This window comes from Oxalobacteraceae bacterium OTU3CINTB1 (genome assembly GCA_024123955.1).
Taxonomy (GTDB): Bacteria; Pseudomonadota; Gammaproteobacteria; order Burkholderiales; family Burkholderiaceae_D; genus Rugamonas.
In genome coordinates, this window is the sequence record CP099652.1 from 698,877 (window position 1) to 712,390 (window position 13,514).

A 13,514-nucleotide genomic window follows, 5' to 3' on the forward strand; every position below is an offset into this window, starting at 1 on the left:
CAATTATTTTGCCTGCGGCTTGGCCAGGGTTACCGATGGCTTCGACGGCGACGCGGATGGCTTGGCCAGCGGCAGGCCGGCTTTTTGCCATGCGGAAATGCCGCCTTCCAGGTTCACCACGTCGGTGAAGCCCGCTTTGGACAGTTTAGCCGCAGCGGACGAGGCACGGGCGCCGGATTGGCAAACCACCACCACGCTCTTGCTCTTGAACTTGTCCAGTTCGCCGATCCGCTGGTCCAGTTCGGCCAGCGGAATATTCTTCGCGTCCGGCAGGGAACCGTTGGCGAATTCTTTCGCGTCGCGTACGTCTACAATGGTGGCTTTGCTACGATTAATCAACATCGTCACGTCTTGCGGGGTCGCCCGTTTGCCGCGCTGGGTCAGCAAGGGCCACAGCAGCGCGCCGCCGGACAGAACGACGACGGCGATGATGAAAATATTGTCAATGAAGAATTTCACGGGGTTCCAATGGTTTAACTTAATCCGCGCATTATAAAATAGAAGCTGGAAGAGTTCTTAAAGCACTGGTAATCCCTCCGATTCACTCCTTTTTTGAAGATAGTCCACATGTACAAAATCGTATTCATGCGCCATGGCGAATCCACCTGGAACCTGTCGAACCGCTTCACCGGCTGGACCGATGTCGACCTGACCGAAAAAGGCGTGGCCGAAGCCAAGGCCGCCGGCAAGGTGCTCAAGGAATCGGGCTTCACCTTCGACCTGGCGTACACCTCGGTGCTCAAGCGCGCGATCCGCACGCTGTGGCTGTCGCTCGACGAGATGGATATGATGTACCTGCCGATCAAGAACGATTGGCGCCTGAACGAGCGCCACTACGGCGCGCTGCAGGGCCTGGACAAGGGCGAGACCGCCGCCAAATACGGCGACGAGCAAGTGCTGGTATGGCGCCGCAGCTACGACACGCCGCCGCCACCGCTGGAAGAAGGCGACGACCGCGCCTCGTTCAACGACCCGCGCTACGCCGGCCTGGACAAGTCGCAGATCCCGCTGACCGAATGCCTGAAAGACACCGTGGCGCGCGTGATGCCGGCCTGGGACGAGGAAATCGCCCCGGCCATCCGCGCCGGCAAGAAGATCATCATCTCGGCCCACGGCAACAGCCTGCGCGCGCTGATTAAGATGCTCGACGGCATCAGCGACAACGACATCGTCGGCCTCAACATCCCCAACGGCCAGCCGCTGGTGTATGAACTGGATGCCGATCTGAAGCCGATCCGCCACTACTACCTCGGCGACGCCGATGCCATCGCAGCGGCCCAGGCCGCCGTCGCCAACCAAGGCAAGGCCAAGTAATTTGTCTTATTCTTCATTGAGAGGTTGGCGCAAGGCCGCCGCCGTCACAGGCGCGGCCCTGCTGTTGATAACGTCCCTGGGCGTGCAAATCCAAGCCCACGCCCAGACCGCCCGCTCGGGCAAACCGACCGAGCGCAGCAAGCAGAAGGCGCTGGCCGAGGCCGAGCGCGCCGGCTTGCAGCAAAAGCTGTCGGCGCTCAAAAAGGACATCAGCAAGACCGAAAGCGCCAAGGACGACGCGGCCGATACGCTGGCCGAGTCGGAGCAGGCGATTTCGGATGCCAACCGCGCGCTGCGCGACCTGCAGCAGGAGCAGGGCGATACCCATAGCAAGCTGCAACAGCTGACCGCCGAGCGCGAACGGCTGACGGCCACGGTCGCGCTGCAAAAGCAGCAGCTGGCCAAGCTGCTGCGCGAGCACTATGTCGCCGGCAATGAAGACCGCATCAAGTTACTGCTGTCCGGGGACAACCCCAACCGCATCAACCGCGATTTGCAGATGATGGCCTATGTGTCGCAGGCGCAGGCCAAGTTGCTGGACGCGCTGCGCGCCAACCTCAAGGCCGTCGAGGATAACCAGGCCGAGGCGCAAAACGCCAACGATGAGCTGGCCGAGATCGCCCAAGAGCAATTGCAGCAGAAAGCCAAGCTGGAACAGGAAAAGACGCGCCGCGCCGCTTTGCTGTCGACCTTGTCGCAAAAGTTGGTGGCTCAACGCAAGGAAGCGGGCAACGTCGAGCGCGACGAGCAGCGCATCAGCGGCCTGGTCGACAAGCTGAACAAGCTGATCGAGGAGCAGGCGATCGCCGCCGCCGCCGAGAAAAAGCGCCAGGAACAGCTGGCGGCCGCCCGCGCCGCCGCCAAGGCCAAGGCCGACGCCGAGAAAAAGGCGCTGTTGCTGGCCCAGGCCCAGGCGCGCGCGAAAGCGGCCGCGGCAGCGCAGGCCGAGCGCGAGCGTTTGGCCAAGGCCAACGCCAACAAATCCGGCACCATCAAACCCGCGCAGCCGTCCCAGCCGACCAAGCCGCCGGCGCCGGCCAGGCCCGATCCGATCGACGCCGATGAACCAAAAGTCGCGGTCAAGCCCGATCCGGTGCCGACGCCTGCACCGACACCTGCACCGGCGCCGGTCGCGGAACCGGTCCGCCCGCCGGCCCGTCCGGCCGACATCGCGCTGGCGCCCGCCGCGCCGGCCGGCGCCTTCGCCAGCCTCAAAGGCAAAATGGGCTCGCCGGTCAGCGGCCAGGTCGCGGCCAAGTTCGGCAGCAAGCGCGGCCAGGGACCTGCCTGGAAGGGCGTCTTCATCCGCGCCGCCGAAGGCACCGACGTGCGCGCCGTCGCCGGCGGCCGGGTGGTGTTTGCCGAATGGCTGCGCGGCTTCGGCAACCTGATCATCGTCGACCACGGCGGCCAGTACATGAGTATTTACGGTAATAACCAGTCGTTGCTGAAAAGGGCAGGCGATATCGTCAAGTCGGGCGACCCGATAGCGAGCGCGGGCAATAGCGGCGGCAACGAGGAATCAGGGCTATACTTCGAGCTTCGCCATCAGGGCACGGCATTCGATCCGGCTGGCTGGGTCAAGTTTTAAGGTTCGCGGAGAAAATGGGCAACAAGTTTAAGAGCATCGCTTTGATCGGACTCGGCGCCATCGCCGGCGTCACCGCCTCGTTGCAGTTTCCCGCCATCGCGCAGAAAGCCGGCGGCACCCCGTTGCCGCTGGAAGAGTTGCGCCAGCTGTCGGACGTGTTCGGCCTGATCAAGACCGACTACGTCGAAAACGTCGACGACAAGAAACTCGTCACCGACGCCATTTCCGGCATGGTGTCCTCGCTGGACCCGCATTCGGTCTATCTGGACAAAAAAGCCTTCCGCGAGATGAAGGAGACCGTCGCCGGCAAATTCGTCGGCATCGGCGTCGAAGTCGGCATGGAGGACGGCTATATCAAGGTCGTCTCGCCGATCGAGGACACGCCCGCCTTCAAGGCCGGCATCAAGACGGGCGACCTGATCACCCGTATCGACGGCACGCCGATCAAGAACATGTCGCTCGACGAAAGCGTCAAGAAGATGCGCGGCGAGCCCGGTTCCAAGGTGGCCGTCACCATCAGCCGCAAGGATGAGGACAAGCCGCTCGTCATGACCATCACGCGCGAGGAAATCCGCGTGCAAAGCGTCAAGACCAAGATCGTCGAGCCGGGTTACGCCTGGGTGCGCATTTCGCAGTTCCAGGAACCGACCCTGGACGACATGGCCAAGCAAATCACCGCCCTGTACGCGCAAGACCCGAAGATCAAGGGCCTGGTGCTGGACCTGCGCAACGATCCGGGCGGCCTGGTGCCGGGCGCGATCGGCGTTTCGGCCGCCTTCCTGCCCAAGGATTCGGTGATCGTCTCGACCAACGGGCAGCTGGCGTCGTCCAAGGAAACCTTCTACGGCCGGCCGGAGTTCTACGCGCCGCGCGCCAAGTCCGATCCGCTGGCCAAGCTGCCGGCCGGCCTGAAGGACGTGCCGATGGTGGTGCTGGTTAACGCGGGCTCGGCCTCGGCGTCGGAAATCGTCGCCGGCGCGTTGCAGGATTACAAGCGCGCCACCATCATGGGCACGCAAACCTTCGGCAAGGGCTCGGTGCAGACGCTGCGCCAGTTGACCGCCGACACCGCCGTCAAGCTGACCACGGCGCGTTACTACACACCGCAAAACCGCTCGATCCAGGCGCGCGGCATCGTGCCCGACCTGATGGTCGACGAAACCGCCGACGGCGACGGCTTGAACAGCCTGCGCATGCGCGAAGCCGATCTGCAAAAGCACTTGGGCAACGACAAGGACCCGGAGGCCGAAAGCATCGCGCAGAAGGCCCTGAACGCCCAGCGCGACGGCCTGGAGGACGCGCAGCGCATGGCTTCGCTGGCGAAGAAATCCAAACCGGTCGAATTCGGCTCCAAGGACGACTTCCAGCTGGCGCAGGCGCTGAACCACTTCAAGGGCTTGCCGGTCAAACTGTCGAAGGTGGAGGCGGGTGCGGCGGCCGGTGGCGACGGCGTCGGCGAGATCAAGTCCGATAGCGGCCCGGACATCAAGTCGGACGTTAAGTCCGACGTGAAGCCGGATGTCAAGCCAGATGGCAAGCCAAGCTCCAAGCCGGATGGCAAGCCAAACGCCAAGCCTGCCGCCAAGCCCGAAGCCAAATCCAAGGCTGGTGACGGCAAGCCGGCGGCGAAACAGCCAGTCACCGAATAACAAGAAACAATAGCGCGGCCCGGCCGCCGGTTGAGACCATGGACGATTCGCAACTACTGCGCTACTCGCGCCACATCCTGCTCGACGAAATCGGCATCGAAGGCCAGCAAAAACTGCTGGCCGCGCACGCGCTGGTGATCGGCGCCGGCGGCCTCGGCTCGCCGGCGGCGCTGTACCTGGCCTCGGCCGGCGTCGGCCACATCACCCTGGTCGACGACGACACCGTCGACCTGACCAACCTGCAACGCCAGATCGCCCACACCACGGCGCGCGTCGGCCAGCCGAAGGCCGCCTCGGCGCGCATCACCCTGCAAGAGATTAATCCCGGCATCGCCGTCAGCGCGCTCACCGAACGGGCCGACGACGCCCGCCTGGCCGAACTGGTGGCCGAAGCCGATGTCGTGCTCGACTGCACCGACAACTTCGCCACCCGCCACGCCGTCAACCGCGCTTGCGTGGCGCTGGGCAAGCCGCTGGTGTCCGGCGCGGTGATCCGCTTCGACGGCCAGATCAGCGTGTTCGACCTGCGCAAGGCAGGCAACCCCTGTTATTCATGCCTGTTCCCGCAAGATCAACAGTTCGAGGACGTGGCTTGTTCGACCATGGGCGTGTTTGCGCCGCTGGTGGGCGTGGTCGGCGCCATGCAGGCGGCCGAGGCGCTCAAGCTGCTGATGGGCGTAGGCAACTCGCTGGCTGGGCGGCTGCTGATGCTCGACGGCCTGAACATGGAATGGACCAGCATCGGCGTCGGTAGAAATGATGCCTGCCCGGTGTGCGGCGCAGGTAGAATGATAACGAAAAATACAACGTAGAATTTTCCAAAACCATCCGCCGACACCATCACCTCCAGGAGAAGACCTTGCTGACGAAACGACTCGCCTTACTTCCGCTGGCATTGGCCGCCGCCTTCAGCGCGCAGGCCGCCAGCACCACCAAGTATCTGATCTACACCGAAAGCGGCAAGCAGATGGGCGAGCAGGTGGTCGAGCAGCAGGACGACGGCCTGACCAAGGTGCGTTTCATCTATAAGAACAACGGCCGCGGCCCCGAGCTGACCGAGCAATTCCGCATCGGCCCGGACGGCACCATGACCGAGTATGCCGTCAAGGGCAATTCCACCTTCGGCGCCGTGGTCGACGAGCGCTTCGAGCGCAAGGGCGACCAGGCCGAGTGGAAATCGACGTCGGAACAAGGCAAGAAAACCGTCGCCGGTCCGGCCGCCTATGTGCCGCTGAACAGTTCCTTCGAGGTCATCTCCGCCGCCATCACCGCGCTGGCCGCCGCGCCGGACAACAAGCTGCCGCTGCTGCCGTCGGGCACCTTGTCGCAGACCAAGCTGGACGCGCTGGAGATCACCAACGCCACCGGCCAGAAGCAAACCGTGCAATTGCTGGCGCAAACCGGCATCGGCCTGTCGCCATCGTTCATGTGGGCCACAAACGGCGCCAAGCCGCGCTTGTTTGCCGTCATCATTCCGGGCTTCATGAACGCGATGGAACAGGGCTGGGAAGCGGCCATTCCGGAGATGGCCAAACGCCAGAAAGCCGCCGAGAGCAAGATGCTGGCCGATGTCGCGCAGAAGTTGCAGCATCCGCTGCCGGGCCTGACCCTTGTCAAGAACGCCCGCGTCTTTGACAGCGAGAAGGCCACCGTCGGCGCGCCGTCGGACATCTACATCCTGCGCGGCCGCATCACCTCGGTGCAGCCGGCCGGCTCGCCGACGCGCGACGCCGCCAACATTATCGACGCCGGCGGTCGCATCGTGCTGCCGGGCCTGTTCGATATGCACGGCCACGTCGACCGCTGGTCGGGCGCGCTCAACATCTCGACCGGCGTCACCAGCGTGCGCGACATGGGCAACGACAACGCCCAGATGCAGGCGATGCTGGACGAAACCACCGACGGCAAGCTGCTCGGTCCGCAAGTGGTGCCGGCCGGCTTCCTGGAAGGCGAGAGCCAGTACAGCGCCAGCGGCGGCTTCACCGTCAAGGACTTGCAGGGCGCCAAGGACGCGATCGACTGGTACGCGCAGCGCGGCTATCCGCAATTGAAGATCTACAACTCCTTCCCGAAAGACATCCTGAAGGACACGGTCGCCTACGCCCACACGCGCGGCATGCGCGTTTCCGGCCACGTGCCGGCCGGCCTGCGCGCGCAGCAGGCGCTCGACGCCGGTTACGACGAAATCCAGCACATCAACCAGGTGCTGCTGAACTTCTTCGTCAAACCCGACACCGAAACGCGCAACCTGAACCGCTTCGTGTTGCCGGCCGAGAAGGTGGCCGATCTCGATTTCAACTCCAAGCCGGTCAAGGACTTTGTCGCCCAATTGGCCAAGAAGCAAATCGCCATCGATCCGACCATGTCGGCGTTCGCCTTCCTCAAGCAGCGCGACGGCGACGTCAACGAGCCGTACGCCGATTTCGCGGCCAACATGCCGCCGGACGTGGCGCGCGGCTTTTCCGTCGGCACCATGAAGATCGACGGCGCCGAGCAGCTCAAGCGCTACGAGAAGTCCTACGGCAAGATGGTCGACTTCGTCGGCATCATGTACCGCGCCGGCGTGCCCATCGTGGCCGGCACCGACGACATCGCCGGTTTTACCTTGCACTCGGAACTGGCGCTGCTGGTCAAGGCCGGCTTGACCCCGGCCCAGGCGCTGCAAGTGGCCACGCGCAACGGCGCCCGCTACACCCGCACCAGCAACGATCGCGGCAGCATCACGCCGGGCAAGCTGGCCGACCTGGTGCTGGTGGACGGCGACCCGACCAAGGATATCAAGGACGTGCGCAAGGTGTCGGCGGTGATCACGCGCGGCTACGTGATCTACCCGAGCGAGATCGACGCGGCGCTTGGCATCGCCCCGTTCGTCAAGCAAGCGCCGACGGTGGCCAAGACCGCCGCCGCCGTGGCCGAAGTCGATCACGCGCACGGCGGCGGCAACGACGGCGCCCGCAACCGCATCGAGGCGACCGCCCGCAAACACGATTAAAGCGCAGGGCCGCCGGGTCCGTGAAAAGGCCCGGCATGACAATGGTGTGACAATGCCATGACCTAACGATGACAAGCTGGTAAAAGCTGGTTAAAACCGTCGATTATTAAGCCGTGTTTAAGCTCCAGGGCGCAAAAATCACGCCTCTGCCTGCTCTGATTCCGCTGTTTCGGCCTTATACTCTGCACTCACTTTAATTTGGTAGTAAATTATGAAAAAAGCAACGCCTCAACGTCGCGCCGCGCGCGGTTTCACGCTGATCGAAATCATGGTGGTGGTGGTCATCATGGGTGTGCTGGCGGCGCTGGTCGTGCCCAAGCTGCTGAGCCGCACCGGTGAATCGAAAGTGGCCGCCGCCAAGGTCGATATCGCCACCGTCATGCAGGCGCTCAAACTGTACAAGCTGGACAACCAGCGCTATCCGACCACGGAGCAGGGCCTGCAGGCGCTGCTGACCAAGCCGACCAGCGGCCCGGCCGCCAACGGCTGGAAAACCGGCGGCTATCTGGAAAAGATGCCGAAAGACCCGTGGGGCGCGCCGTACCAGTTCCTGTCGCCTGGCATCAAAGGCGAGATCGATGTGTATTCGCTGGGCGCCGACGGCGCCCCGGGCGGCACCGGCGACGACGCCGACATCGGTTCCTGGGAAAACTAAGCACACGGAGAGAGCCGATCATGCGCGCCGCGCGCCGGCCGAGCCCAGGCTTTACGCCGAGAGGCTTCACGCTGATTGAGTTGCTGGTGGTGATGGTCATCCTGGGCATCACGCTGGGCATCGTCTCGCTCAGCGCGATGCCCGGCCAGAAGCAGGCGCTGCAGCAGGACGCGCAACGCATCGCGCTGCTGCTGCAACTGGCGCGCGACGAGGCGATCGTGCGCAACCGCCAGATCGCCTTCGAGGCCGGGCCGGACGGCTACCGCTTCCTGATCCGCAACGACAAGCAATGGGATCTGGCGGTGCAGGACGACCTGCTGCGCGAGCGCGAGTTCAAACAGGGCCCGGTGACGTTGCTGCTCGATCCGCCACCCAACGCCCAGAACGACAACAACCTGCGCATCATCTTCGGCCGCGAACCGGTCGACAAGCCGTTCGTGCTGACCATGACCGGCGGCGGCAGCAGCGTGGCCATCCGCGCCGACGGCATCGGCCATTTCACGGTGGACTGACCATAAACAAGATGCGCCGACCCTCTCGCAAAAACAAAGGCTTCACCCTGCTCGAAGTGCTGGTGGCGCTGGTCATCGTCGGCACCGCGCTGGGCGCCTCGCTGCGCGCGGTCGGCAGCCTGACCCAGAACAGCAACGGCCTGCGCGGCGCCATGATGGCGACCTGGTCGGCCGAGAACCGGCTGGTGCAGCTGCGCCTGTCCAAGACGTTTCCGGCGGTCGGCAAGCAGACCTTCGAATGTCCGCAGGGCGACATGAAGCTGATGTGCCAGGAAGAAGTCATTGCCAGCCCGAATCCGCGCTTCCGCCGGGTCGAGGTCAGCGTCTACGACCAGGCCAACCCGGAACGCCGCATCATCAAGCTGGTCCAACTGGTGCTGAATTCATGACGCGCCGTCATGTCAAGCGACGCGGCGGTTTCACCTTGATCGAATTGCTGGTGGCCATTTCGATCCTGGCCATCGTCGCCGTGCTGGGCTGGCGCGGCCTGGACGGCATCATCCGCTCGCGCGAGTCGCTGACGGCCAAGATGGAGCAGACACGCGGCCTGCAACTGGCGTTCGCGCAGTTGCAGAGCGATTGCGCCAGCCTGGCCACGGCAACCCTGGTGAACAACCGCCCCTACATGCTGGCCGATAACGACCGCCTGACCTTCGTGCGGGTGGTGATGACGGAAAACGAGCCGACCCGCTTGCAGGTGGTGGCCTACCGCGTACGCGACGGCGTGCTGACGCGGCGCGAATCGAACGCCACGCGCGACCTGCTGCAACTGGACGCGCTGTGGCAGGCCGCGCTTAACGACACCGACACCGCCGCCAGCGTGGCGCTGCAGTCCGACGTGCTGTCGATGGGCGCGCGCTACTGGATCAACACCGAATGGCGGCCGGCGGCCGGCATGACGACGGGCGGCTCGGGCAACGCGCCGACCGGGCTGGAAGTGTCGCTGGCCTTGCAGGGCCAGGAAGTGCCGATGGTCAAATCCTTCCTGCTGGGGGCGCTGTGATGCGGGCGCGTCGGAACCCACGGCGCCAGCGTGGCGTCGCCGTCATCACGGCGCTGCTGCTGACGACCCTGGCCGTCACCATCGTCACCAGCCTGTTCTGGCAGCAGCAGGTGCAGGTGCGCTCGATGGAAAACCAGCGGCTGCAACTGCAAACCCGCTGGATCGTGCGCGGCGCGCTGGACTTGAGCCGGCTGATCCTGTTCCAGGACTTCCTCGATTCGGGGAGCTTTACGCGCCTGAACGGCATCTGGTCGACGCCGCTGGAAGAGACCCGGCTGGACGACTACGTCGAGCGCGAGCGCCAGGAAGGCGAGGATTTCAACGCCACCTTGTCGGGCAAAATTGTCGATGCGCAGTCGCGTTACAATCTCGCCAACCTGGCCACCGCCCGGGTGCCGGACAAGGCGCAGATCGGCGTGCTCCAACGCCTCTTGACAAATCTGCAATTAGACCCGAATCTGGCGCAACAGGTAGCGATGCAGGTGGCGATGACGCAGCCGGTCCAGACCGCGTCAGGGGGCGGCGCACCCGGCACCGGCACCGGCACCGGCGGCACCGGAACCACGGGCACCGGAGCCACCGGCACCGGAGGCACCGGCGGCAGTGGCACGACCGGGACCGGCGCACCGCCGGGTACGGTGCCGGTATCGGGTAGCGTCGAGCCGATGGGCTTCGTCCGGTTGGAGGATTTGCTGTCGGTGAGCGGTTTCACGCCGCAGGCGATCGAGCGGCTGCGCGAGTTTGTCATCGTTCTGCCGCAGCCGACCAAGGTCAACGTGAACACCGCGCCGCCGGAGCTGATCGCGGCGCTGGTGCCGGGGCTGTCCCTAGGCGACGCGGCGGCCATGGTCAATACCCGCAAGGGCGCTTATTATCGGGATATGACCAATTTCACGTCGCAACCGCAGATGGGCGCGGCGCAGCGCCAGACGGCGGTTGAGGTGGCCATCAAAAGCGACTATTTCCTGGCCTTCAGCCAGGTCAAGCTGGACCGCGCGGCGCTGGACACGGTGTCGCTGCTGTCGCGGGCGCAGGGGACGGGCCTCACCACGGTCGTATGGATACGGGAAAACTAGAGCAGCGAATGAGAGCGATCAACGAAAGCGAGACCCTTTGAGTACATTATTTATCCGCTATCCGGCCAAGGCCAGCGTCGACAGCGGCGCCGCCCAGACCTGCCCGTTCGCGCTGGTCGGCGACGGCGGCCACCTGGAGCGGCAGGGCACGTCGCCGCTGGGCAACCTGGGGGACCTGATCGCCGCCTCGCGCCGTGTGGTGCTGATGCTGGCCGCCTCGGACGCGACCTTGCTGCGCGTGAAGGCGCCGCCGCTGTCGGCCTCGCGCCTGAAGGCGGCGCTGCCGGCGCTGGTCGAGGAACAAGTGCTGGGCGACACGGCCGATTGCGTGCTGGCCGCCGGCGCGGCCGACGCCGACGGCGTGCGCACCGTCGCCGTGGTCCAGCGCGCCTGGCTGGAGGTGCTGGTCAAGGCGCTGCTGGCGCAGGGCGCGCACAGCGTCTCGGTGCTGCCGATGCAGCTGTGCCTGCCGTTCCAGCCTGGATCGGTCTCGGCCGCGCTGAGCCTGGGCGAGGCCGGCTACGAGCTGATCCTGCGCCGCTCGCAATACGACGGCATGGGCCTGGCGTTGCCGGCCGAGCCGGTGGCGGCGCTGCACACCTTGCGCGCGATGGCCGGCGACGAGCCGGTCACGTTGTACCTGTCGCAGGAGCAAATGAAGCAGTTCGAGCCGCTGATGGCCGATACGGCCACGGCGCCGCACGGCATCAGCCTGGCCGAGGATCACTGGCAGCATTGGGTGGCGGCGTCGCGCTCGGCCGGGCTGGACCTGGCGCCGGCGCTGGGCGCGGCCGGCGCCTCGGCGCGCGAATGGCAACGCTGGCGCTGGCCGCTGCGCATCGCCGCGCTGGCGCTGCTGGTCAACGTGGTGGGGCTGAACGTCGAATGGATGCGCCTCAAGCGCGAAGCCAACGAAGTGCGCCTGGCCATGATGCAAACCTTCAAGGCGGCCTATCCGAAGGAAACCGTGATCCTCGACCCGGTCGCGCAAATGCGCAAGAACATTTCGCTGGCCAAGGCCGACGACGGCCAGGCCGCGCCCGACGGCTTCATCGCCATGAGCGCCAACCTGGCCGAGGCGCTGAGCGTGTTGCCCAAGCGCGATGTGATCGCTACGTTGGATTATAGGGAACGCGCTCTGCAGGCCAAGGTCAAACCTAATACCGTCGACGCCGCCGCGATGACGCAAATTCGCGCCGCGTTGCAGGCCCGCAAGCTGGAATTGACGGAAGCCAATCCCGGCACCTGGCAAATCCGCGTCGCCAGCACCGGCGGGGCCAAACCATGAGCAGCGCCATGAGCATCACGATGAATGGAACCATGAACAGAACCATGAGCACAACGGCATGAGCAAACTCGATCAAACGATACAGGACTACCGCGCCCGCGCGTCGGCCTTCTGGCTGGCGCGCACCGAGCAGGAGCGTCGCCTGCTGGCCATCGGCGGCGTCGTGGTCGTGCTGGGGTTGTTCTACGGCGTGCTGCTGTCGCCGGCGCTCGAGGGCCGCGAGAAGCTGAGCAAGGAGTTGCCGGTGCTGCGCCAGCAGGCCGCCGAGTTGCAGGCGATGGCGCTGGAGGCGGCCGCCTTGCGCGGCCAGAACACCATCGAGCCGACGCCGATGACGCGCGAGAGCCTGACGGCCGGCCTGGCCGCGCGCGGCCTGACGGCGCAGTCGGTCAACATCACCGGCGAATACGCCAAGGTGCAGCTCAACAACGTGGCCTTCGCCGGCATCGTCGTCTGGCTGGACGCGGTGCGCAACGAAAGCCGCATCGCCGTCCAGGACGCCAATTTCACGGCCCAGGACACGGCCGGCATGGTCAACGCCACCCTGACTTTGCGCCAGGGCGCGCGATGAGCGTGCGGCTTGCGCAAAAAGGCCATGCATGAAGCGCGCCGTGCTATGGTTGCTGACCATCGCGCTCAGCGTGCTGATCACCCTGGCGGTGTTCTTTCCTGCCACGTGGCTCGGTGCCATCGTCGAGCAGCGCACCGGTGGCCGTTTGACCTTGGGCGACGCGCAGGGTACGCTGTGGCGCGGCTCGGCCTTCATCGGCGGCGCGGCCGGCGGCAATCGGCCGGTCACGCCGTTGCTGCCGGGACGTTTCAGCTGGAAGATCTCGCCGCTGGCGCTGGTCGGCATGGTCGACCTGCGGCTCGACAACGGCGAGGCGCTGGCGCAGCCGGTGACGTTCCGCGGCAGCTGGTCGCAGTGGCAACTCAGTCCGTCGGCGCTGCTGTTGCCGGCGCAGGGCCTGGCCGGCCTGGGCGCGCCGCTCAACACGCTGGCGCCGAGCGGCATCATGCGCCTGTCGTGGACCGCGCTGGAGCTGGCGCTGCAAGACCGCCAGATCGCCGTCAACGGCCGCACCACGCTGGAGATGACGGACATGTCGTCGCGGCTGGCGCCGGTCAGCCCGCTGGGCAGCTACACGCTGGCGCTCGACTGGCGCGGCCAGCAGGCCGCCTTGACGCTCGATTCCGTCAAGGGGCCGCTGTTGCTGAGCGGACGCGGCAACCTGAATAATGGCCGCCTGCAGTTTTCCGGGCAGGCGGAGGCGGCAAAGGGATACGAAGACACGCTGGCCAATCTGTTGAATTTGCTCGGCCAGCGCCGTCCCGGCAGCGACCGCAACGTCATCGCTTTAGAGGTCCGCTAAGCTTTCCCGTAGGGCGGATTAGCGCGTAGCGCGTAATCCGCCATAAGCCGCCGCCGACATG

General features: G+C 65.3%; 14 protein-coding genes. 13 read left to right on the forward strand and 1 reads right to left on the reverse strand.

The window, feature by feature from the left end:
- Positions 1-3 precede the first annotated feature (3 nt).
- A complete protein-coding gene (locus tag NHH73_03030; GenBank protein ID USX27292.1) occupies positions 4-459 on the reverse strand; it encodes a rhodanese-like domain-containing protein in 456 nt (151 codons plus the stop codon).
- A gap of 108 nt (positions 460-567) precedes the next feature.
- On the opposite strand from NHH73_03030, the gene gpmA reads away from it, so the two are divergent.
- The 13 genes from gpmA to NHH73_03095 all read left to right on the forward strand — a co-directional run bounded on the left by gpmA (position 568) and on the right by NHH73_03095 (position 13,453).
- Positions 568-1,314, forward strand: a complete 747-nt coding sequence (gpmA, locus tag NHH73_03035; protein ID USX27293.1) for a 2,3-diphosphoglycerate-dependent phosphoglycerate mutase — start codon at positions 568-570, stop codon at positions 1,312-1,314.
- Positions 1,315-1,381: 67 nt separating this feature from the next.
- Positions 1,382-2,905 (forward strand): peptidoglycan DD-metalloendopeptidase family protein, encoded by a 1,524-nt coding sequence (locus NHH73_03040; GenBank protein USX29772.1) that lies wholly within the window; start codon positions 1,382-1,384, stop codon positions 2,903-2,905.
- Positions 2,906-2,919: 14 nt separating this feature from the next.
- Entirely contained in the window at positions 2,920-4,554 is a 1,635-nt protein-coding gene (locus tag NHH73_03045) for a S41 family peptidase (protein USX27294.1), read from the forward strand.
- 38 nt (positions 4,555-4,592) lie between these two features.
- Positions 4,593-5,366, forward strand: a complete 774-nt coding sequence (locus NHH73_03050; protein ID USX27295.1) for a HesA/MoeB/ThiF family protein — start codon at positions 4,593-4,595, stop codon at positions 5,364-5,366.
- 47 nt (positions 5,367-5,413) lie between these two features.
- Entirely contained in the window at positions 5,414-7,546 is a 2,133-nt protein-coding gene (locus NHH73_03055; protein ID USX27296.1) for an amidohydrolase family protein, read from the forward strand.
- A 211-nt stretch (positions 7,547-7,757) separates the two neighbouring features.
- Positions 7,758-8,201 carry a type II secretion system major pseudopilin GspG gene (gene gspG / locus NHH73_03060; protein ID USX27297.1) on the forward strand — a complete coding sequence of 148 codons (444 nt, stop codon included), beginning with the start codon at positions 7,758-7,760 and terminating at the stop codon, positions 8,199-8,201.
- Between the two features lie 20 nt (positions 8,202-8,221).
- Complete coding sequence (gene gspH, locus NHH73_03065) at positions 8,222-8,713, forward strand: type II secretion system minor pseudopilin GspH (protein USX27298.1); 492 nt, start codon at positions 8,222-8,224, stop codon at positions 8,711-8,713.
- 11 nt (positions 8,714-8,724) lie between these two features.
- Complete coding sequence (gene gspI / locus NHH73_03070; GenBank protein USX27299.1) at positions 8,725-9,102, forward strand: type II secretion system minor pseudopilin GspI; 378 nt, start codon at positions 8,725-8,727, stop codon at positions 9,100-9,102.
- Positions 9,099-9,716, forward strand: a complete 618-nt coding sequence (locus NHH73_03075; GenBank protein USX27300.1) for a prepilin-type N-terminal cleavage/methylation domain-containing protein — start codon at positions 9,099-9,101, stop codon at positions 9,714-9,716. The genes gspI and NHH73_03075 overlap by 4 nt, the downstream gene beginning before the upstream one ends.
- Positions 9,716-10,792 (forward strand): type II secretion system minor pseudopilin GspK, encoded by a 1,077-nt coding sequence (gspK, locus tag NHH73_03080; protein ID USX27301.1) that lies wholly within the window; start codon positions 9,716-9,718, stop codon positions 10,790-10,792. Before NHH73_03075 ends, gspK begins: the two co-directional genes overlap by 1 nt.
- A gap of 37 nt (positions 10,793-10,829) precedes the next feature.
- Complete coding sequence (gene gspL, locus NHH73_03085; protein USX27302.1) at positions 10,830-12,080, forward strand: type II secretion system protein GspL; 1,251 nt, start codon at positions 10,830-10,832, stop codon at positions 12,078-12,080.
- Between the two features lie 58 nt (positions 12,081-12,138).
- Positions 12,139-12,651, forward strand: a complete 513-nt coding sequence (locus tag NHH73_03090) for a type II secretion system protein M (GenBank protein ID USX27303.1) — start codon at positions 12,139-12,141, stop codon at positions 12,649-12,651.
- Positions 12,652-12,679: 28 nt separating this feature from the next.
- On the forward strand, positions 12,680-13,453 hold the full coding sequence (locus NHH73_03095; GenBank protein ID USX27304.1) for a type II secretion system protein N: 774 nt from the start codon (positions 12,680-12,682) through the stop codon (positions 13,451-13,453).
- The last annotated feature ends 61 nt before the right edge of the window (positions 13,454-13,514 follow it).